Origin of the sequence: Streptomyces sp. NBC_01116, from assembly GCF_041435495.1 — a bacterium.
Taxonomy (GTDB): Bacteria; Actinomycetota; Actinomycetes; order Streptomycetales; family Streptomycetaceae; genus Streptomyces.
Genome location: NZ_CP108644.1, coordinates 3,409,097 through 3,428,677, shown reverse-complemented (window position 1 = coordinate 3,428,677; position 19,581 = coordinate 3,409,097). Strand labels below are relative to the sequence as shown.

Here is a 19,581-nt window from a genome sequence, read left to right as displayed (position 1 = left end):
AGGTAGATTTCGCAGGGGAAAGGAACCCGTGTCCTGCCGGGTGGTCCTTCCCCTCCCGGACAGGAAGGCATGACTGCCAAACCGTCACTAAGCGCACTGAGACTCAACCCCCGTTAAGCCGTCCTGGCTGAACCCGATCGGCATCGGGTTCACGATCACTCCCCGGCAGTCCGGCTGCCGGGGTAAGTCATCCATCTCCTGGCCGAGCTGATCCGTGACCGCGTTGTCTCCGGAACAGGGCGGGCAGGGATCTCCGTGCCCGTCAGCCGAAACCGTGAACTGCGCGGACCGGTATGGGCGGGTCGAGAGTGGCTCGCTCACCCGCCGGGCTCAGAGTGCCATTCCGCGAATGGCGAGACAAGTGTGATTCGTGAGTAAGAAGGTGCGCTGGCCGAATCCAGCCCCCCGGGTGACTGGTTTTCGCTCCCCTCCTCCGGCCATGGGACGGTTCGGACGGCAAGGGCATCGGAGGCCGACTTCGTTCAACGCGAGACAACTCTGACGCGTACCGGGTCCGTACCGGAAAGTCCCCCGGATCGCAGGGGAAATCCGGGATTCACGCGGTTCTGAACAGCGAGGTCGCGGGGGAGTATCGACGCAATTCCGGCGAGCTCTGGACAGCGGGCGACCGGCATTGCAAGCTGCTCGGCATGAAATCCGTGAACCACGAACCGGTGTCGGCTGAATCTGCCGTCATGCTGGCGAAAACCGGACAGATGGAACTCGCCACCGCGCGGCGGGTCTTCGCCGTCGGTGGGACGTTATTCGGACGTCCGCGCCAGCATTTCCCGGCCGTGGCGCCCGGAGTACGGACCGAGGCCGCCGGTATAGCCGTCGGCGCGTTCCCGGGCCGGCCCGTATGACCGGTACCGAGGTGAAGCCGCAGCACCGCCCCGGCCTGGCGCTCGGCGTGCTGGCGGGGGCACTCGCCCTGGACGTGAGCGGTCTCGGGGTGCTCAACGCCGCCCTGCCGTCCATCGGAACGCGCTTCGACCTGGCCGACACCACGCTCCAGTGGGTCATGATCGCCTACGCGTTGACGTTCGCCGGCTTCCTGCTGGTGGGTGGCCGCCTCGCCGACGTGTTCGGCCGGCGGCGGGTGTTCGCCGCCGGTGTCGCCCTGTTCACCGTGGCCGCGCTGGCCGGAGCTCTCGCGCCGGACATCGCGGTGCTGCTCGGTGCGCGGGCGGTGCAGGGCATCGGCGCGGCCCTGTCGGGTCCGGCCGCGCTGGCCATGCTGACCGAGGTGTTCCCGGCGGGTCCGGCGCGGAACCGGGCGCTCAGCGTGTACGCCGCGGTGGGCGCGGCCAGCTTCAGCGGCGGGGTGCTGCTGGGGGGCGTGCTGACCCAGCTCCTCGGCTGGCGGTCGGTGCTGTGGTTCTCGGTCCTGCTGGGTGCGGCCGTGCTGGCCGTGACCCGGGCCGGCCTTCCCCGGGGCGTCGGGCGTGGCGGCAGGCTGGACCTGCCCGGTGCGATATCCGGGACGCTCGGCCTCACCCTGCTGGTCGTCGGCGTGAGCAGCAGCGGCACGTTGGCGTGGATCGCGGTCTGCGCCGCCGTGGCCGCGTTGACGGTCTTCGTCGTGTGCGAGCACCGCACCGCCGACCCGGTGCTTCCTCTCGGCCTCTTCCGGATCTCATCGGTGCGGGCGGCGAGCCTGGCGGCGTTCCTCCAGTACATGGGCTCGGTCGGCATGCTGTTCTTCGCGCCGCTGTATCTGCAGGGGATGCTGGACTACTCTCCGCTCGAGTCCGGTCTCGCCATGGTGCCGATGTCGCTGGCTGTGTTCCTCACCGCCAACTACGCAACCGGACGTCTGCTGGCCCGGTACGCTCCGCCCACCCTGATGGTCGTCGGGCTCCTCCTGATCGGCGGCGGAACGGCGCTGTGGATGAGCACGCCCCAGGACGGCGACTATCTGCTGCACGTGCTGCCCGGCCTGGTGGTCAGCGGCATCGGCCAGGGGCTGAACTTCCCCTCGATGACGTCCGCCGCGCTGTCCGGCGTCCCGCCGCACCAGCACGCGGTCGCCGGGGCGGTGAACGTCGTGGCCCAGCAGATCGGCGCCAGCGTCGGAGTGGCGGTCATGGTCCTGGTCGCGGCGACCAGCACGGACGACCTCACCGGCTACCACCTCGCCTATCTCGCCGCCGGCATCGCCTGCGCGTTCGGGGCGGCGACCATCGCTTTCACGCGGCGGGCCTGACAGCAGGTCATCCGATTCGAGGAGGAAACCGTGCACGCTGCGTCTTCAGGAACCCGGGTCACCGGCCCCGGGCTCGATCTGGATCACATAGGTCTTCTGTGTTCCACCTGGGCGGAGTGGCTGCTGGACCGGTCGGAGGAACTGATCGGCGTGCTGACGGGCATGGCCACCAGGGACAGTGCTGTCGCCGAACTCGACTCCGCCGTCCACGTGCTGCGCGGCGGCCGGGAGGAGGCGGCGCGCTTCGCCGGCCGGGCGGGGGGCCGCGTCTGCACCTTCCTGCCGTCGAACAACGTGCTCTACTCGTACGTTCTCTTCGGCCTGATGCCCGGGCTGTGGAGCGACGAGGTGCTGCTCAGGCCGTCGGCGCGAACCCGGGACGTGGTGCTTCCCCTCCAGGAGCTGCTGCGGGACCTGCCCCACAGCCCGGTCGCCCTGATGGACGTCTCCCAGCGGAACTTCGTGGAGCTGTGCCGCACCGCGGAGATGGTGGTCTTCACCGGGCGCTACGAGAACCTGCTCCGCATCAGGGAGTCGATACCCGCCGGCATCCCCGTACTCGGCTTCGGATCCGGCCCCAACCCCGTGGTGGCCGGGCCGCGTGCGGACGTCCCGGAAGTGGTCCGTGCGACGGTCGAGGCCCGTCTCTTCAACGGCGGCCAGGACTGTCTCTGCCCCGACCTGCTGATCGCCCACACCTCGGTGTACCAGGAGATCGCGGAAGGGCTGTCCGCCGCCTTCGGCCGGGTCCCCCGTGCTCCCCGGGAGCAGCCGGGCCTCGTCTCTCCCGCGCTCTTCTACGCCGACGCCTTCGACGCGGCGGCCGAGTTCGTCGAGAGCCACCGGGCCAAGGTCCGCAGCGGTGGACAGGTCGACCCGCACAGCCGCTGGTTGGAGCCCACCGTCCTGGAGTTCCCGCGTCTGGCGGAGATCCATCCGCCGGAACTCTTCTCCCCGGTCCTGTGCCTGGCGGGCTACTCGGAACCGTCCGAAGTCCGTGCCTGGCTGGAGAGCGGGACGGAGAGGGCGCGCGGCATGTACGTCAGCGTGTACGGGGAGCCCGCGCTGTCCGACCCGGTCCTCGGGACGTCCGTGAACTGCGGTGCGCACACGGCCCTCGACGCCGAGGACGGCAACCAGCCGTTCGGGGGCTACGGCGAACGGGCCAGCGCACGCTGGCAGAACGGAGAAGTGGTGGCGCGTCCCCTTCTCCTGTCCAGGGAGGCGGGACGGCGTCCGGCGGAGGAGCCCTCCCGTACATCCGTCGCCGTCCGATGACCGGCGCCGTCTGATTCACGCCGCGCGACTTCTCTTGAATCGAGAGAATGGACTGGCGGGATTTCGCCCCCGGAGCGCTCGGTTCGCGCTCGCGTGGCGCAGCTTGGTCAGGGAGGCCCGGATGCGTTCCGGGTCTCCCTCGGGCACGGATGTGGACATAACGAGCCCTGAATCACTAATGCTTGATGGGTGTTCACCTCTGTGTGTAAGTTCAGTAAAAGTTCGGCTACATGGTCGTGAGTGCTCAAGGGGGAAAACAATCATGGGAGAACAGGGGGGTGGGACGGATGAACTGGCTCGAATGCTGTACTGGACAGCGAGCAAGCGACAGGACTGGGATGCCACCGCGGTGGGTCCCGAGGTTGGGGCTGAGCCGTGGCGGGTCGAGCAGGCGGTCTGCAGGCTCGCCGATCTGGGGCTGCTCGTACCCGCTCCGGGCGCGCCGTCGGGATATGCCGTCTCACGGCCCGAGCAGGCGCTGACGCGACTGCTCGCGCTCGAGGAGCAGATCCTCGAGGAAAGCAGGAACCGCCTCGCCGGCAGCCGGGACATGATCCGGGTTCTGATGCGCAATTTCCCGGTGCGGAGTCAGGCCGACAAGGGAGCCCATGTCGAGCTGCTGCTGTCCGGCGGGGAGGTCAACTCCTTCATCGAGGAGCGGATGGACGGCATCGAACGCCGCCAGCTGGCCATGCACCCGGGCGGGGCACCGCCGCAGAATCTCGCGGACGAGATGATTCTCCGCGATGCCGAGGTGATTTCCCGCGGTGTGGAAGTCAGGGCGCTGTATCCGCACCACATCGCGAACACCGACTATGTCAGGGACTATCTGGCGGAAGCCGTGCACCACGGCGCCGGCATCAGGCTGGCGCCCTATCTGCCGATCCGGATGATCCTGATGGACGAGCACCTCGCGGTACTCCCGATCGACCCCAAGGATTCGTCGAGAGGCGCCTTCGCGATCCAGAGCAGCGAGATGGTGCGTTGCCTCACGGAAATCTTCGAGTTCCACTGGCACTCCGCGTCCCCTTTTCAGGAGCGGTGCGAGGACGAGTCCGCCGATCGGCTGTCGCTGACCTCGCAGGAGCAGGCGATCGTCCGCATGCTTGCCATGGGGGCGAAGGACGAGGCGATCGCTCGGCAGTTGAGTATTTCTCCGCGCACGCTCAGCCGGACGATCTCGGCCATGCTCGACCGGATCGGCGTGCAGAGCCGATTCCAGGTCGCTGTTCAGCTCGCCAAGGCCGGGCTGCTGGACACCCGGGACGATTGACGGAAGAGGGCCTTCCGGGTCGGCGTGAACACCTGCGTGTTGCACGGGTGCCTACTTCGGTGACGAAGCCCCCGTAAACCGCCGACCCGGCCCGTGTGCGATGCGGAATTCCTTCTACCACCAGCCGTTGATCATGGTGCTGCTTTCCCCCTCGCCCCGTTCGAAGTGCGCCAATCCGTCGAAGTTCTGCGTCCTGGAATTATCTTCCAATGCGGCGAGGTATTCCATGCTTTCCGCGAACCGGGGAACGTCGTGGCGTGCATACGACAGGAACGGGTGGCGTCTCGCACAGTGAGACGCGGGCTTGACGGCCGTCGGCCGGCTCAGTCGACGGGTTCGACCTCGACCGTCAGCTCACGGCCCACCCGGGCGACGAGCGCGTCGAACTCCTCGGCCGTGTCGGTGCCCAGGATCACGAAGACGCACCACTCGGACGGATGGGAGAAGTCCACCACCGATCCGACGCGGGCCACTCGCTGTGCCTGCTGTACGCCCTCGATCGCGAGCATCTCCTCCTCGGAGGGCAGGGAGGTGATGCGTCCGGGACGGGCGGGGCGCAGATGCACCGCGCCCACGTACCGGTGCTTGCCGCTGGTCTCCCGCAGGGAGCCGAGGAACAGGCCCTCGCCGACCACCTGGAAGATGTCCCGGCCGAGGACCTCGGTCAGCATCGAGCCGACGTAGGCGCCGCCCAGCCGGGTGGCGATCTCGGAGAAGACCAGCCGGCCGTCCGGCTTCTCGAACAGCTCCAGGTGGGTGACCGCCCGGTCGATGCCGAGCGCCCGGTTCACGTCGCGGTGCACGTCGAGCACCTGCTGGTAGAGGTCCGGGGCGTCCTCGCGGCTGATCACGTAGCTGCCGTCGAGCGGTGTGCCGGTCCCGGCCTTCGAGTCCTTCAGTCCTTCGAGGACCGAGAGCACATTGACGAAGTAGGCGCTCACCACCAGGAAGAGGGGTTCGTCCCCGTCCCAGAGGGCGTCCACATGGAGCTCGCGTCCGACCACGAACTCCTCGGCGATGAGCTGACGGGACTTGAAGAACGGAATCGGGTCGAGCGCCGAGAGGCGCGGCGCCAGCTCCTCGGCGGAGCGGACGGTGAACGTGCCGATGGTGCCGGCGCCGGCCACCGGCTTGACCACCACGGGGAACTCCAGCCGTCCGGTCACCGCGGCCAGGTCGCGCTCGTCCGAACGGTCCGGCAGGCCGACCCAGTCGGCCACGGCGATGCCGGCCGCGGCAACGCGCTGCTTCATCAGCCTCTTGTCACGGAAGGCCACATGGCGCAGCGGGTCGGCGCTGTCCCCCAGCAGGGTGGACAGGTAGCCGGCACCGTACTGGCTGAACTCCGTGAAGCTCACGACCCGATCGCCGGACACCCCCCGCAGGGCCAGATCGGCCGCCACGGACGCGACCTCCTCCAGGGAGTCGAACTCGCCGACCCGGTAGACCTTCGCCGCACCCTTCAGGAGCTCCCAGTCGGGGCCCATGTGCTCCACGTCGAAGTCGTCCAGGATGACGTAGACCTCGGGCGTGTGCTCCAGCAGCGTGGCGATCAGGTCGCGGTTCCACTTGCAGACGATGACCTGGTCCGCTGTGCTGTTCATTCTTCTGTGGATCCTTTCTGGTTCAGGGGCGTCCGTGCCGGCAGGCCGATCGGGGCCGGCGCGCGGAGCAGGGGGCCGACCGGGTCAGGCAACGGACACCGCGTCGTTCGGCTCCGGCGCGTCCTCCTCGACGGAGGGCGCCGCGCCACGCCGGGCGAGGAACACCCAGTACACGCTCAGCAGCAGGATGGCGACCGCGCCGATCACGAAGACGGGACGCACGCCGATGAGTTCCGAGGCCACGCCGCCGGTGAGGGCGGCCACCACCGCCGCTCCGTAGAGGAAGCTGCCGGTCGTGGCGTGGACACGGCCCTGGAGGTGGTTGGGGGTGACGCGCTGCTGGTACGAGGCGATGGCGATGTCCCAGACGAAGTACGAGGCGCCGCCGGTGAAGAACGTGGCGATCGCCAGCCAGGGATCCGAGGTGAGCCCCAGGGCCAGGCGGCTGGCCCCGGTCACGATCAGGGCGAGCGCCATGGTCCACCGGACCCCGAGCCGGCGTACCAGCGGCGGGAGGATCAGGCCGCCGAGCACACTGCCCACGGCCGCGACGGTGAACATGAGGGCGAACTGGGTGTCGGTGACGCCCAGTTCCCCCTTGGCGTACACCACCATCAAGGCGGTGGAGATGAGCATCCAGAAGTTCAGCAGCGCGTCGCTCAGCAGGATGGTGGTGAGCATCGGAGTCCGCCGGATGATCCGGATGCCTTCGCGCATCTGCTCCGTCATCGGGACCCGGGCCGCCTCGGCGTCCTCCCGCCCCTCCGCGTCCGCCTGCGGAAGCCGCCGCTTGCCCGCCGGGATGAACAGCGTGACGACGGCGGCGATGAGGAACAGCCCGCCCTCGGCGAGGAAGGGCGCACTCATCGCGATGCCGAAGAGCACGCCCGCCAACGGCGAACCGATGACCTGCTGGGTCAGCATCCGAGCGGAGAACAGACGGGAGTTGGCCTTCTCCAGCCGGTCGACCGGCACGGAGGCCGAGACCATCGTGAAGGTGGCGGACTCCGCGAAGAGCTCGGCGATCGAGAGCGCCGCGGTCATCGCGTACACCTGCCACATCTCGGCGGCGTCGGCCACGATCACGGCCGCGAAGACCAGGACGAGCACGGCACGCACGAGATTCGCGGCGATCAGGATCCCGCGCCGGTCGAACCGGTCGACCAGGACCCCGACCAGCGGTCCGAGCACGAGCCCCGGCAGCGCGGCGATCACCATGATGAAGGAGATGTCGACGGCGTTGCCGGTCAGCGAGTAGGCCAGCAGCGGCATGGCGATGAGGCGTATGCCGTCACCGAGGCTGGATACCGTCACGGAAGCGAGCAGCATCCAGTAGCCCATGCCGAACTTCTGCTTCACGGAGCCTCCGCCCCGTCGCCGGAGGACTTCCCGGCCCCCTCCGCAGGGGACGGTGGGGGATCGTCCTGGAACCGGCCGCGCAGCACCACGTCGAAGCGGTCCGACAGCTTGCCGGCGACCTCCCTGAGCAGGGCCTGGAGCTCGGCGGGGGCCAGTTGGCTACGGGAGGTCAGGGTGAGGCCGAGCGTCACCGACCGGCGCCCGGCCGGGAGCGAGGGGCCCTCCCAGGTGTCGGTCACCCGGGCCTCCAGAGCCAGCAGTTCGGGACGGGACTCCTCCTCGATCGCACCGCAGAGCACCTCGGGCTCCAGCGCGGTGTCGCAGAAGAAGGACAGGTCGACCGAGCGGGTGACGACGGCCTCGTGCCGCAGCTGCTCCAGGTGGTCGCGGAACTGGCCCTCCACCTCCGTGCCGGGCGCTTCGATCGCCGCGACCGCGGTCAGCCTCTCGATGAGCACCTCGTCCTCCACGCCGAGCTGGCCCGCGAGCCGCTCCACGTACACCAGCGCCTTGCGCATGATGTAGCCCTGGGCCCGGTTGGAGACGACGATCCCGGCCCGGTACAGCTGGACGAGCAGACCCGTGAGGTCCGCGAGTTTGGCCTCCTGCGACGTCTTCGCGTGGTGGATCCGGCCTTCCGCGGTGGAGTCGATGACCCAGCGCTCGGCCGTGAGCCCGGCCGCCAGGGTCTCCACACCGATGCCGAAGCCGTAGGCGACCGTCTCGCCGTTCCACTCGAAGGCGATCAGATTGCCGAGGTCCCGCCAGTGTCCGTCGGGCTGCACCAGGCAGAACGTGGCCCCCCGGCCGGTCATCCCGTCGTCGCCGAAGGTCCAGTTGTAGAAGCCGTCGGCTTCCCCGTCGTAGCCGACGGGCCCGCCCCACGCCTCCTTCCACGCGCCGCTCAGATCGTGGTGGCGCGAGTGCACCTTGAAGGCCACCCCGTCGCCCTCCAGACCGAGGTGCGTTCCGAAGTAGCCCGCGATCGCCTCGGTGAAGGAGGCCAGCTGGTCGGCGGGAGCCATCGCCCCGAGCATCTCGAAGTGCAGGACGAACTCGGTGTGGAAGTCGGAGACGAAGGTGGCCCGCAGGTTCTGGCTGCGGATACAGGGCTGCCGTACCGCCACCCACCGGTCTCCGAGCGGGGTGTCGCCGCGGATGAACGGCTTGAACGGGACCACCGCCGAGTTGGTGAACAGGATCGTCCGGTCCGTCGTCGGGACGGGCGGCTCCGGGACGAGCCGTTCCGCACCGGCCGCGTCGAACCAGTCGGCGAAGCCGCTCGCCCACGTGTTCAGCCGCTCCCGGGCCTGCCGGGCCGCTTCCGGTCCGTACGTCGTGAGGCCTTCCTGCCGCATGGTCAGACTCCCTTGGAGGTGGCGGTGAGGCCGGGGCGTGCGGCCCCGGTCGCCCCGGTCAGTGCGTGACCCAGTCGGCGGATCATGGCGGAGGTGGAGTTGTCGCCGTCCAGCGGGAGGACGAAGAGGGCCGGGTGCAACCACCACAGGTGCCAGAAGGAGATGCCCAGATAGCGGCGGGTGAGCAGATGGAACCCGACAGCCGCCACGCCCAACAGCCGCCGGTCGCCCCAGCGGGCGATCAGCAGGGGCAGCATCGCGGTCTCCCCGAGGACCGTGGCCACCGCGACCAGGCGCATCAGCCGGTCGTTCCGGCTCACCTCGACACCCGCCGGGGTGCCGAGCAGGACGAGAGAGCCCCGCACCGTGTCGCCCGACGTGATCCACTCCTTGCCTCCGTGCAGGAGCTTCGACAGGCCGGCCTGGCTGTAGATGGTGGCCGCGCCCAGCTGCATCGAGGCGATGGCCACGGACTGGAGCTGCTCCACCGCCTCCGACCGGTGCCCGTCCGCGGGTTCGCGGACATCGGCCGCCGCCGCCGCGAGGACGAAGAGGCTCAGGTGGCTGTTGTAGTTCCAGAACCGCGGGTGGAAGTGCGCGACGTAGGCGCTGGAGCCGATGAAGCCGGTCGCGGCGACCGCGCGGACGGCCGGGTGGCGTACGCCTGCGGCCCACAGGGCCATCCCCGCCAGGGCGGAACCGCGCAGCACGTCGTACTGCCGCCGGCTGAGCCGGAACGTGCGCTTGCCCCGGACCTGCTCGGACATCACGGTGTCGCGGTGCTCGTCCAGGAAGGCCCCGTCCGGCATGTGCCACAAGGTCCTCAGCGCGACGGCGCCCAGCGCGGTCGTGGTCAGCCGCAGCCGGGCAGGAGCGTCGGCCTGCCGGAACAGGATGTCGGTGATCCTGCGCAGCATCAGGGGGCCTCCCAGCGGTGAAGTACGTCGATGTCGTGGAGCGGTGAGTCGGTGGCCCGGCAGTAGTCGGCGAGGTCCACCGTGACCACCAGCAGTTCGAGGCCGGTGAATCCGCGGGGGTCGCTGGCCCGCTCCGACGCGCTGATCTCGTCGAAGCCCCTCCACGGCCGTGTGTTCAGCCGCTCGACGACCCGGCGGCAGAACCGGTCCCGCACCTCCGGGTCCTCGTTGTCGACGAGTACGGCGTCGCAGATGTCGACCACGCGGAAGAACTCCAGGGGCAGCAGCCCGTAGACCGACCGCGGCTCGGTCCAGCGCGTCCCGTCCTTGAGCCGCACCCGCAGCTGCTCCACGCGCTGGGGCAGCGGACGGTTGAACATGTTGTTGGAGCAGATCGGCCAGCGGTTGCGGTCCCGCACCGTGTGGACGAACTGGGTCGCGGTCAGCCCGGCCAGAACGGCGCCCGTCAGCAGGGCGAGGGGGTGCACAGAGGACCCCCGGGGTCCGGTCATGCCGTCACCGCGCTGTCCAGAACGGTGAACTCGCACGCGGTGTCCACCGCCGCGAGCGTGGCCCGGGCGCCGAACGGGATGCACAGCATCGGGTCCGTGTGGCCGATGGGAAGACCGGTGACCAGCGGCCCGCCGAAGCCGGCCGTCTCCTGGGCGATCAGCTCGGCGAGGTCGTCCGAGCGGTCGAAGTCCGGGGCGGCGAACCGCCCGAGGCCGAGGCCCGCGAGGCGGTTCAGCACGCCCATCTGACGGAGCTGGGTGAGGCGGGCGGTGAGCGGGGCCAGGTCGGTGGTCGTGCTCTCCAGGAGGAGGATCGCTCCGTCCAGGTCGGGCCAGTACGGGGTCCCGGCCAGCGAGAGGAGGGTCTCCAGGTTGGCCGCCACGAGATGACCGGTGGCGCGGCCCTGGACGTGGACGCGGGGCGCGTCGGCCACGAGCCTCTCGCGCGGCCGGTCGTCGGCCTCGTCCCAGGGCAGGAACTCGATCACACGCTCGGTCGGGAAGGTCATCCGGCCGATCGGCTTCTCGTCCCCGAGGGTCTGCCGGAAGGACCGCAGCGTGTCCGGGTGGCATCCGCCGTACTCGCCCCACTGCGGCAGCAGTTGGGGCCCCTGGACGACACCGGCCCGGGTGCGCTGCCAGATGGCCAGCAGCAGGGCGGAGGTGTCGCTGTAGCCGACCAGCGGCTTCGGGTGGGCCCGGATGAGGTCGTAGTCCAGCAGGTCGAGCAGCTGGTTGGCGTTGTGGCCGCCGATCGAGGTCATGATGACGCGGACCTCGGGGTCCACGTACAACTCGTGCAGGTCCGCCGCCCGTTCCGCGGCAGTGCCGGCCGTGTGCCCGGTGTCCCGCAGCCAGTTGCTGCTGCCGCGCACCTGGTAGCCGAGCTCCCGCAGGTGCGCCAGCGCCCGCTCCCTGCGACGTGGGTAGCGCGCGGCGTGGGCCATGGACGGCGCGCAGATTCCGATCGTGTCCCCGGGCCGCAGCGGTGCGGAGGGGATCAGCTGGGCGGGCCTCGTGTGGGGTTCTGACATGCGACTGCCTCGGTCGATGCCCGGGCCGGGTCCGGCCCGGGCTAACGGGTGGAAAAGGGCGGCGGCCTCGGGTGGTCAGACCCCGCGCTTGGCGACGAAGAGGAGGTTGTTGCCCCGCTCCGCCATTCCCGTCTCGCCGAGCAGCCGCAGCTCCATCGAGCGGATGCGCGCGTAGTGCTCGGGGTCGGACAGGGTGCGCATCACGCCGGTGCTCGATCCGTCCAGCTGCGTCTCCTGGTAGCCCGGGTAGACGAGGACGGGGAAACCGGTGCGGACGGTGGTGTGCAGACCCACGCCCGCCAGGTCGCCCTGCAGCTCGGTGGGGGTGAACAGGTGCATGGGCGGCATGTCCGGCGTGAAGCGGCCGGACCGCTGGGTGACCGCGGACTCCGCCTCTTCGAGGTTGCCGACCATGACGTTGAAGAAGGCGGCGTGATAGCGGTTCGGCAGGACCAGGCTCATCTGGCTGCCCGGCTTCATGAGCGTGCTCAGCTGGCGCAGCACCTCGCGCGGGTCCGCGACGAATCCGAGCACGTTGTGGAAGCTGATGACCAGGTCGAAGGTCTGCCCGGCCAGGTCCTCGGCGACGTTCATCAGGTCGCCGTTGACGACGGTGAGGCGGTCCTCGTAACCGTTCTGCCCGGCCTTCGCCAGCGCGTGCTTGGACATGTCGGGGCTCAGGTCGTAGAGCACCCCGGTGAGGTCAGGGCGCGCGGTGAGGAGCCGGTCGGTCCACCGGCCCGTGCCGCCGCCCGCGTCCAGCAGCCGGCCTCCCTGGGGAACGCCGGGAAGCACGTAGCGCTCGATGGCCTCCCACAGCAGCTCGTCGGAGAGACGCCAGTACACCTGCTCGTCGACCCGGTCGTAGCCGTCGGCCTTGTTGCGGAAGTAGTCGAGCAGCTCGGCGTTGTCCGTGCCTGCGGTGGCGGTGGCGGTGGTGTCGTTCATGGGTGGGGCAGTCCTCTCGGGGCGTGCTGGTGAACGGGGATCCGTGGTGGCCTCCCGTGATCAGGGAAGGATCGTGCTGCCGTTGAATCGCAGCAGCAGGGCGAGGTCGCGGATGTCGTCGTGGCGGGTCGCCCAGAGGAGGAAGCGCTCGACGCCGAGGCCGAAGCCGGCGGTCCGCAGCGGGTGGCGCTCCTTCATGACCGTGTACCACTCGTAGCTCTCGGCGGACACCTCGTGCAGGTCCAGGGCCTGAGCGAGGGTCGTGCCGTCCGCGTGGCGCTCGCCCGCGCCGACGGTCTCGCCGATACCGAAGAGCAGGTCCGCGCTGAGGGCCTTGGTCGCGTCCTCCGGCGCGAACGCCTGGTAGAACGGCACGCTGAGGTGGTCCGGGTGGGTCACCCACACGTAGCCGCCGAACTGGTCCATCAGCTTGCGCTCGCCCGCCCTGGTGAGGCTGCGGCAGCCGGGCTCCAGCTCCTTCACGTAGGCGGGGTCGGAGTCGAGACGGGCCGCGGCCTCGTCGAAGGTGATCCGCGGGAGCGCCTTGGCGCCGGCGAGTTCTTCCAGGTGGGTGACGTCGCCCGCCATCTGGCGAATGGCGTCCGCGCCGTGTTCGAGGAGACCGGCCGCGAGGTCGGACAGGTAGTCCTCGACCGCTTCCATGACGTCGTCGAGACCGCCGACGATCTCGGCCTCGCTGTGGAAGAACTGGCAGAGGTGCGTCTGGTCGGCCGGCTCACCGCGGAAGGAGGGCATCAGGTAGTACGAGCCCTCGGGGGCGAGCCGGCAGCCGAACTCCAGCATGAACTGCATGGAATCGGCGAGATAGGTCGGACTTCCCTCCAGCTCGACCTTGACCGGGCTGCTGTCGCTGCCCCGCCCCATGGGGCTGGAAATCGATCCGGTCGTGATGGGGAGGTGCAGATAGCGGGCCTTGCGGGCAGTCCAGAAAGACGTGGTGCGGTGCGCGATGACGTCCTGGAGAAGGGTCAGATTCGCGTACCAGGGATTCTCGAGAACGGTGAGGTAGTGCTCGTCGGGCTTCTTCCACGAACCGGGTGCGAATACCGTCTGCTCAGACATGGGAGTCCTTTGTCGACTGCTACACGAATGGCTTCCGACCGATTCCTGGGGCCCCCTGGTTACGGTCGTTCACCATCCTGGCCAGCCCCACAGCCGCCGGTCCATAGCTGGCCGCTGCGCCCGCTGGCCATGGCGGATCGCCGCCATGCGGGGGCGGCTGTTCACATCCCGGACACCTGCTCGCATGCCTGGTCTTACATGGCGGGACGGCTCGGCCGCGTGCGAGGGCTCGCCATGACGTTCAGCCGCCAGGGTGAGTGCTGGCCTCCCCGTGTCGGCGAATGCCATGCTGAAGACGCAGCCATGAACGCGGTCGACCGCCGACGCTGCTTGCCGATCCCCCTTCCGTGGAGTCGTGATCCGTGTCGCAGCCGACCCTCTCCGCCGCGGTCGCCGGTACGTGGTCCACGCTCTCCGAAACGGCGCACATGGTCGAGGCGAGCAGTGCGTTCGGCCTGGCCGACGTCGTCGATCTGGAGCGGAGCGGCGACCGGGCGTGGCAGGGCCTGGTGGCGTCGCCCGGGGTCGATCTGGTGGTGCTGGACGCGGCGGGCGACGACCGGCCGGAGCTGGTCCGCCAGTTGCACGAGGCCGGCAAGGCCGTACTGCTGACCGAGCCCTTCCCGATGGCCGCCGGAGAGCTGGAGGAGCTGATCCGGCTCCAGGCCGCAGGAGGGCGGCCGATCGGCGTCCTGGCCCCTCACCGCGCCCTGTTGCACGGGGCGGAGACGGCTTCCCCCGCGACCCCGTTCGCGTACGGCGTCCTGGAGGTCTCGGACTGCCGGCCCGTGGAGGCGCACCGCTGGGCCCGCTGGGCGCCGCTGACCAGCAATCCGGAGACCCAGGCGGCTCTGCGGGCGGTGGCCTTCCATCTCGACCTGGCCTGTCAGCTGCTCGGGGCGCCCGAGACGGTGTGCGTCTCGGGTTTCGACGACGGCACGGGGGTCGGAATCGTCAATTTCGCCCGGGGATGCCGGTTCGTGTTCGCGGTGACGTCCCGGTCGGCGAACCACGTCGAACGGCTCGACCTCCTGGGGGCCGGCAGCCGGATACGGGTCGCGGACGGAAGGGTCTCCCTGGAACAGGATTTCGTGGTGCGAACCGCTGAACTCCCTTCCTTGATCTCGGCCCGCGAACTGCTGCTTCACGAGATGGCCGACGCGATCAGGACCGTTGGTAGGCTGCGCTACGGCAGCCTGGCCGCAGGTCGAGGCTTGGCGAAGATCCTGGGGGAGTTGGGCAAATGACGGTTTGTCGATTCCGCTCCCCGTCGTGCCGTGGGCTGCACAGAGAACTACGGAGTGGGTGAGTTGACCGACATCGAGAGTTTGCGGCAATCCTTCCTGGAGGAATTGTCCAAAGCATCGCAAAAGTCCGAGATCGAGACTTTGCGGGCCTCCTTTCTGGGCCGCCGCAGTCTGATCAAGGAAGAGTTTCGTCGCCTGCCGGGGCTTCCCGAAGAGGAGCGTCGCGCGTACGCCGCCCGGCTGAACGAGCTCTCGCAGCAGATGCAGGGCGAGATCGACGCCCGGGTGAACGCCGCCCGCAAGGCCGAGACGGCCAAGCAGCTGGAAGCGGAGTGGCTGGATGTCACCCTGCCCGGCCAGGCCGGCCGCGTGGGGTCCTGGCACCCTCTCACCGAGGTGGAGCAGCGCTGCCTGACCGTCCTGCGCAAGCTCGGCTTCGAACGCGCCGAGGGTCCCGAAGTCGAGGACGCCTACCACAACTTCGACGCCCTCAACATTCCGCAGCACCACCCGGCCCGCGACATGCAGGACACCTTCTGGCTGGACGCGGGGAAGCTGCTGCGCTCCCACACCACGACCGTGCAGGCGCGGGTCCTCGGCGAGGGGCGCGACGTCCCGATCAAGGTCGCGGCCGCCGGCCGGGTCTACCGCAACGAGGCCGTGGACGCCACCCACCTGGCCATGTTCCACCAGCTGGAGGGCTTCTGGCTGGAGCCGGGCCTGAACGTCGGACACCTCAAGAGCCTGCTCGGCTTCGTGGCGAAAGAGCTGTACGGCGAGGACGTCAAGCTCCGCTTCAAGCCGAAGTACTACCCCTACACCGAACCGTCCCTCGGCCTGGACATCGCCTGCACCAACTGCGGCGGCGACGGCTGCGAGGCATGCCACCACATCGGCTGGGTCACCATCATCGGCGCCGGCATGGTCCACCCCGCGGTCCTGCGCGAGTTCGGCTACGACCGCGACGGCATCACGGGCATCGCTTTCGGCTGGGGCACCACCCGCATGACCTCGCAGTGGCTGGGCGTCACCAAGGTGCGCCCGCTCTACGGGTCGGACCAACGTCTGCTGAACTACCTTCACCGAGGCCACGAGTGAAACTGACTACCGCAGGTCTCCGTACCTTCCTCCCCGCTCTGCAGGACGACCCCACCGCCTTCCGCAACGCCCTGGACGAGTCGGGCCTGGAGGTGAAGTCCATCGACACCGACGGTCCGAGCACCGCCGTGACCCTGGAATTCCTCGCCAACCGGGGAGACCACCGGAGCTACTTCGGCGTCGCGCTCGAACTCGCCGCGCGGCTCGGCCTCGCCCTCTCCGACGTCGCCGTGGAACCGCTGGTGGTGGGCCCGGACGGCCCGTCGGTCTCGGTCACCACGACGCACTGCCTCGCGTACACGCTGACCCCGCTGGAGGTGCTCGACGCGACCGCCGAGCTGCCCGCGGACAGCGTGGAGCGGCTCACGACGTCGGGGTTGCGCAGCGGGCACGCCGTCGTGGACGCTGCCGAGGCGGCCAACCTGGAGCTCGGCCAGCCTCTCCAGACGTACGACGCGGACAAGGTCCTCGGCATGGTCGAGGTCCGCGCGAGCCGTCCGGGCGAGACCTTCACCCCCGTCGGGGAGGAGGAGCCCCGTGAACTGGCGGAGGGCACTCCCGTGGTGGCCGACGAGGAGAAGATCCTCTCGGTGGCCGGAGTGACCGGCGGCGAGCACTCCCGGGTGACGGCGGGGAGCCGCCGCGTACTCCTGGAGTCCGCCGCGTTCGACCCCGTGGCGGTCCGGCTCGCCGCCACCGCGCTGGGCCTCTCCACGCCCGCCTCGCAGCGCTTCGAGCGGGGCGCGGACCCGACGGCCGTCCACCGGGGGGCGGGCCGCGCGCTCAGCCTGCTCGGCGAGTCCAAGGCCGCCGTCCGCAGCGGTTCCACCGCCGAACCCCAGCCGTGGAACGGCACTCTGCCGGTCCTGCCGGTGGACGCGGCGAGCGCCTCGGCGTTCCTCGGCACCGCGCTCGACCGGGCCGAGGTGACCGAGCGCCTGGCGGCGTACGGCTTCCGGGAGGCGGGTGAGGGCCGGTACGAGGTCCCGGGCACCCGCATCTGGGACGTCAAGGAGACGGAGGACCTGTACGAGGAGCTCGCGCGGCACATCGGGTTCGACGTCCTGCCCGCCGGACCCCTTCCCGCGAGCCACGGAGCATCCCTCACGCCCCGGGAGACGCTCGTCCAGGTGATCGGCGACACCTTCGTCGGCTTCGGGTTCATGGAGACCTTCACCGACGGCTTCTACTCCAAGGAGACGCTGAAGATCCTCTCCCCGGCGGCGGGCCACCCCCTCGCGGCGCACGTGGGCATCGCCAACGCCGAGGACCGCCGGTACTCGATGCTCAAGAACAACTGCCTGGCACAGGCCGTCTCCGCGGTGGGCGCCAACCTGCGCTTCAAGCAGGAACGCATCCGTCTCTTCGAGGTGACCCGGACCTTCCTGAGCGACCCCACCGCCGCGAACGGGCTCTGCGAGGAGCGCCCCGTGCTCTGGGCGATCGCCTCCGGCGAGCGCGAGGAAGGCCTGTGGACGGGCAAGTCCGGCCCCGTGGACTTCTTCTTCCTGCGCGGTGTCGTGGAGGAGGCCGCGCTGCGCTGCGGCGTGGACCTCACCGTCGAGCGGCTCCCGGGGACCCACCCCCTGGCCGACTCCCTCCATCCGCACCGCAGCGCGCTGCTCCTGGTCGACGGGGCGCCGGCCGGTGTCTGCGGCGAGGTGCACCCCGACGTCCGGCACCGCGCCGGTCTCGGGGGGAAGCGTCCGGTCTATGTGGAGCTCGACTTCGACGTGTGGTCCGTGCGCACCGGGCGGCTGGCGGCCGCGCCCTTCCGCGAGGACCCGGCGGTCGAGCGGATGCTGGACTTCGTCATGCCCCGCACCGTCGCGAACGACCAGGTACGGGAGACCCTCCGCACGGCCGCACCGGAGTGGGTGCGTTCCATCGACGTGGCCGACGTCTTCCTCCCGGACCGCGGCGACCCGGGCCGGCGCTCGGTGACCTACCTGCTCCGCTTCGACAGCGAACCGGCCCGTCCTGCCGAGGAGTTCAACGCCGTGCTGGACCACCTGGTCCGGACGGTGACGGACCGCTTCGGCGCCGAGGGCGTCCACCTGCGGGTGTAGCGGAGTACCGTCCGGCGACCGAGGTCCGGCCCCATCGCGAGCGAGGGGCCGGACCTCGGGCATGAGTACCGCGCATCGAGGCAACCGAGCGACGGGGAACCGTGAAGGAGCCCGACATGACAGCGACCCTGTTCTGCGTTCCGCACGCCGGCGGCACCGCCGGCGTCTTCCAGGATCTGACCCGGCACCTCGCGGGGGCCTTCCAGGTGCGTCCGCTGGAGCTCCCCGGACGCGGCGCCCGGGCCAGGGAGCGGCCGTGCGCCGACTTCGCCGAGGCGATACGCGACCTGGCCCGGCAGATACGCGAGGCGGCTCCGCCGGGCGGATGGGCGCTCCTCGGCCACAGCATGGGTGGCCTGCTGGCCTACGAAGTGGCGCGGGATCACCGCGCGTTGGGACTGACCCGCCCCGAACGGCTGCTGCTCTCCGCCTGTCCGGGGCCCCGGTGGCACGCCGCCGCCGCCGAGCCCGAGGCCGGCTGGGGCTCCGACCGGGACATCGCCGAACGGCTGGTGGCGCTGGGCGGCTTACCCCGGGAGGTCGCCGTGGACGCGGACGCGGCCGCCTACTTCACCGGCCTCGTCCGGCAGGACGCGCGGCTGCTCACCGGATACCGGTACGACCCGGCCGGGGAGCCGCTCGGCTTCCCGCTGGCGCTGTTCCTCGGCTCCGCCGACCCGCTGACCGACGCGGGGACCGCCGCGGAGTGGCAGGAGGCCGCGGGCCGGCCGCCGCGGGTACGGCGCATCGCCGACGCGGGGCACTCCCTGGTCACGGAGCGCCCCGAGGAGATGGCACGCATGCTGAGCGAGGAACTGAGCGGGGGACAGGTGGACATGGGCCCGGACGCGAATCGTGAGCGGTACCTGGACCTGATGAAGAAGGTCCTGACCAACGTCGTGTACGAGGACGCCCCGCTGCCCAGCGAGTGGTCCCCGGACGCCGTCTTCGACCCCGTCAGCCGCAGCACCGGCCTCGACTGGCCGAGCCAGGCGCACACCATGGTGGGCGCGCGGCGCCTCGACAACGTGCAGTCCTGTGTGGAGCAGGTGCTGCGCGACGGCGTCCCGGGCGACTTCATCGAGACCGGGGTGTGGCGCGGCGGGACCTCGATCTTCATGCGGGCGGTGCTCCAGGCGTGGGGGGTCACCGACCGGACCGTCTGGGCCGCGGACTCCTTCCGGGGCATGCCGGAGGTCGCCGACGGCGCCCACCCCGGAGACGTGGCCCTGGGCACCCACCGCTTCAACGACGTCATGGGCGTCTCGCTGGACACCGTACGGCGCAACTTCCGCACCTACGGTCTGCTGGACGACCAAGTGCGTTTCCTGCCGGGCTGGTTCAAGGACACCCTGCCCTCGGTCCCGGTCCGTGATCTCGCGCTGATCCGGCTGGACGGCGATCTGTACGAGTCGACCATGGTCGCCCTGGACCACCTGTACGCGAAGCTCTCGCCCGGCGGATTCGTCATCGTCGACGACTACATCATCGACGTCTGCCGGCAGGCCGTGCACGACTTCCGGGACCGGCACGGCATCACCGAACCCCTGCACGACATCGACGGCGTCGGCGCCTACTGGCGCCGGACCCGGTGA

At 70.0% G+C, this 19,581-nt stretch carries 16 protein-coding genes; 8 read left to right on the top strand and 8 right to left on the bottom strand.

Translation table 11 applies throughout. The annotated features are described in order from the left end of the window. Positions 1-650: 650 nt before the first annotated feature. From OG245_RS14840 to OG245_RS14825, 4 genes are all read left to right on the top strand, one after another. Positions 651-863: a hypothetical protein gene (locus tag OG245_RS14840; protein ID WP_371623993.1), complete on the top strand. Its 213-nt coding sequence runs from the start codon at positions 651-653 to the stop codon at positions 861-863. Continuing rightward, positions 860-2,206 carry an MFS transporter gene (locus tag OG245_RS14835; protein WP_371623992.1) on the top strand — a complete coding sequence of 449 codons (1,347 nt, stop codon included), beginning with the start codon at positions 860-862 and terminating at the stop codon, positions 2,204-2,206. Before OG245_RS14840 ends, OG245_RS14835 begins: the two co-directional genes overlap by 4 nt. Positions 2,207-2,236: 30 nt before the next feature. Further along, the gene (locus OG245_RS14830; RefSeq protein WP_371623991.1) at positions 2,237-3,484 is read left to right on the top strand and encodes an aldehyde dehydrogenase family protein; all 1,248 of its coding nucleotides are present in this window, start codon (positions 2,237-2,239) and stop codon (positions 3,482-3,484) included. 301 nt (positions 3,485-3,785) lie between these two features. Continuing rightward, complete coding sequence (locus OG245_RS14825; RefSeq protein WP_371623990.1) at positions 3,786-4,757, top strand: LuxR C-terminal-related transcriptional regulator; 972 nt, start codon at positions 3,786-3,788, stop codon at positions 4,755-4,757. Between the two features lie 323 nt (positions 4,758-5,080). On the opposite strand, the gene OG245_RS14820 is transcribed toward OG245_RS14825, so the two are convergent. From OG245_RS14820 to OG245_RS14785, 8 genes are all read right to left on the bottom strand, one after another. Next, positions 5,081-6,361 carry an ATP-grasp domain-containing protein gene (locus OG245_RS14820; RefSeq protein WP_371623989.1) on the bottom strand — a complete coding sequence of 427 codons (1,281 nt, stop codon included), beginning with the start codon at positions 6,359-6,361 and terminating at the stop codon, positions 5,081-5,083. An 84-nt stretch (positions 6,362-6,445) separates the two neighbouring features. Then, positions 6,446-7,720, bottom strand: coding sequence for an MFS transporter (locus OG245_RS14815; protein ID WP_371623988.1), 1,275 nt, complete (start codon positions 7,718-7,720; stop codon positions 6,446-6,448). Next, the gene (locus OG245_RS14810) at positions 7,717-9,078 is read right to left on the bottom strand and encodes an alanine--tRNA ligase-related protein (protein ID WP_371623987.1); all 1,362 of its coding nucleotides are present in this window, start codon (positions 9,076-9,078) and stop codon (positions 7,717-7,719) included. The genes OG245_RS14815 and OG245_RS14810 overlap by 4 nt, the downstream gene beginning before the upstream one ends. A gap of 2 nt (positions 9,079-9,080) precedes the next feature. Next, positions 9,081-9,995: a hypothetical protein gene (locus OG245_RS14805; protein ID WP_371623986.1), complete on the bottom strand. Its 915-nt coding sequence runs from the start codon at positions 9,993-9,995 to the stop codon at positions 9,081-9,083. Then, a complete protein-coding gene (locus OG245_RS14800) occupies positions 9,995-10,507 on the bottom strand; it encodes a hypothetical protein (protein WP_371623985.1) in 513 nt (170 codons plus the stop codon). Before OG245_RS14800 ends, OG245_RS14805 begins: the two co-directional genes overlap by 1 nt. Next, positions 10,504-11,541: an LD-carboxypeptidase gene (locus OG245_RS14795; protein WP_371623984.1), complete on the bottom strand. Its 1,038-nt coding sequence runs from the start codon at positions 11,539-11,541 to the stop codon at positions 10,504-10,506. The genes OG245_RS14800 and OG245_RS14795 overlap by 4 nt, the downstream gene beginning before the upstream one ends. A gap of 75 nt (positions 11,542-11,616) precedes the next feature. Next, positions 11,617-12,489 carry a class I SAM-dependent methyltransferase gene (locus OG245_RS14790; RefSeq protein WP_371623983.1) on the bottom strand — a complete coding sequence of 291 codons (873 nt, stop codon included), beginning with the start codon at positions 12,487-12,489 and terminating at the stop codon, positions 11,617-11,619. A 60-nt stretch (positions 12,490-12,549) separates the two neighbouring features. Continuing rightward, positions 12,550-13,572 (bottom strand): amino acid--tRNA ligase-related protein, encoded by a 1,023-nt coding sequence (locus tag OG245_RS14785; protein WP_371623982.1) that lies wholly within the window; start codon positions 13,570-13,572, stop codon positions 12,550-12,552. Between the two features lie 362 nt (positions 13,573-13,934). On the opposite strand from OG245_RS14785, the gene OG245_RS14780 reads away from it, so the two are divergent. The 4 genes from OG245_RS14780 (at position 13,935) to OG245_RS14765 (ending at position 19,581) form a co-directional block, all read left to right on the top strand. Beyond that, positions 13,935-14,819, top strand: a complete 885-nt coding sequence (locus OG245_RS14780) for a hypothetical protein (RefSeq protein ID WP_371623981.1) — start codon at positions 13,935-13,937, stop codon at positions 14,817-14,819. A gap of 63 nt (positions 14,820-14,882) precedes the next feature. Continuing rightward, on the top strand, positions 14,883-15,917 hold the full coding sequence (gene pheS / locus OG245_RS14775; RefSeq protein ID WP_371623980.1) for a phenylalanine--tRNA ligase subunit alpha: 1,035 nt from the start codon (positions 14,883-14,885) through the stop codon (positions 15,915-15,917). Then, a complete protein-coding gene (locus OG245_RS14770) occupies positions 15,914-17,986 on the top strand; it encodes a phenylalanine--tRNA ligase subunit beta (protein WP_371623979.1) in 2,073 nt (690 codons plus the stop codon). The genes pheS and OG245_RS14770 overlap by 4 nt, the downstream gene beginning before the upstream one ends. A gap of 116 nt (positions 17,987-18,102) precedes the next feature. Continuing rightward, positions 18,103-19,581, top strand: coding sequence for an alpha/beta fold hydrolase (locus OG245_RS14765; protein ID WP_371623978.1), 1,479 nt, complete (start codon positions 18,103-18,105; stop codon positions 19,579-19,581).

Coding starts and splice junctions, on each gene's coding strand:
- OG245_RS14825 (WP_371623990.1), top strand. CDS start 3,786: ATGCTGTACTGGACAGCGAGCAAGCGACAGGACTGGGATGCCACCGCG.
- OG245_RS14795 (WP_371623984.1), bottom strand. CDS start 11,541: ATGTCAGAACCCCACACGAGGCCCGCCCAGCTGATCCCCTCCGCACCG.
- OG245_RS14820 (WP_371623989.1), bottom strand. CDS start 6,361: ATGAACAGCACAGCGGACCAGGTCATCGTCTGCAAGTGGAACCGCGAC.
- OG245_RS14810 (WP_371623987.1), bottom strand. CDS start 9,078: ATGCGGCAGGAAGGCCTCACGACGTACGGACCGGAAGCGGCCCGGCAG.
- OG245_RS14840 (WP_371623993.1), top strand. CDS start 651: ATGAAATCCGTGAACCACGAACCGGTGTCGGCTGAATCTGCCGTCATG.
- OG245_RS14835 (WP_371623992.1), top strand. CDS start 860: ATGACCGGTACCGAGGTGAAGCCGCAGCACCGCCCCGGCCTGGCGCTC.
- OG245_RS14805 (WP_371623986.1), bottom strand. CDS start 9,995: ATGCTGCGCAGGATCACCGACATCCTGTTCCGGCAGGCCGACGCTCCT.
- OG245_RS14800 (WP_371623985.1), bottom strand. CDS start 10,507: ATGACCGGACCCCGGGGGTCCTCTGTGCACCCCCTCGCCCTGCTGACG.
- OG245_RS14765 (WP_371623978.1), top strand. CDS start 18,103: ATGACAGCGACCCTGTTCTGCGTTCCGCACGCCGGCGGCACCGCCGGC.
- OG245_RS14785 (WP_371623982.1), bottom strand. CDS start 13,572: ATGTCTGAGCAGACGGTATTCGCACCCGGTTCGTGGAAGAAGCCCGAC.
- OG245_RS14790 (WP_371623983.1), bottom strand. CDS start 12,489: ATGAACGACACCACCGCCACCGCCACCGCAGGCACGGACAACGCCGAG.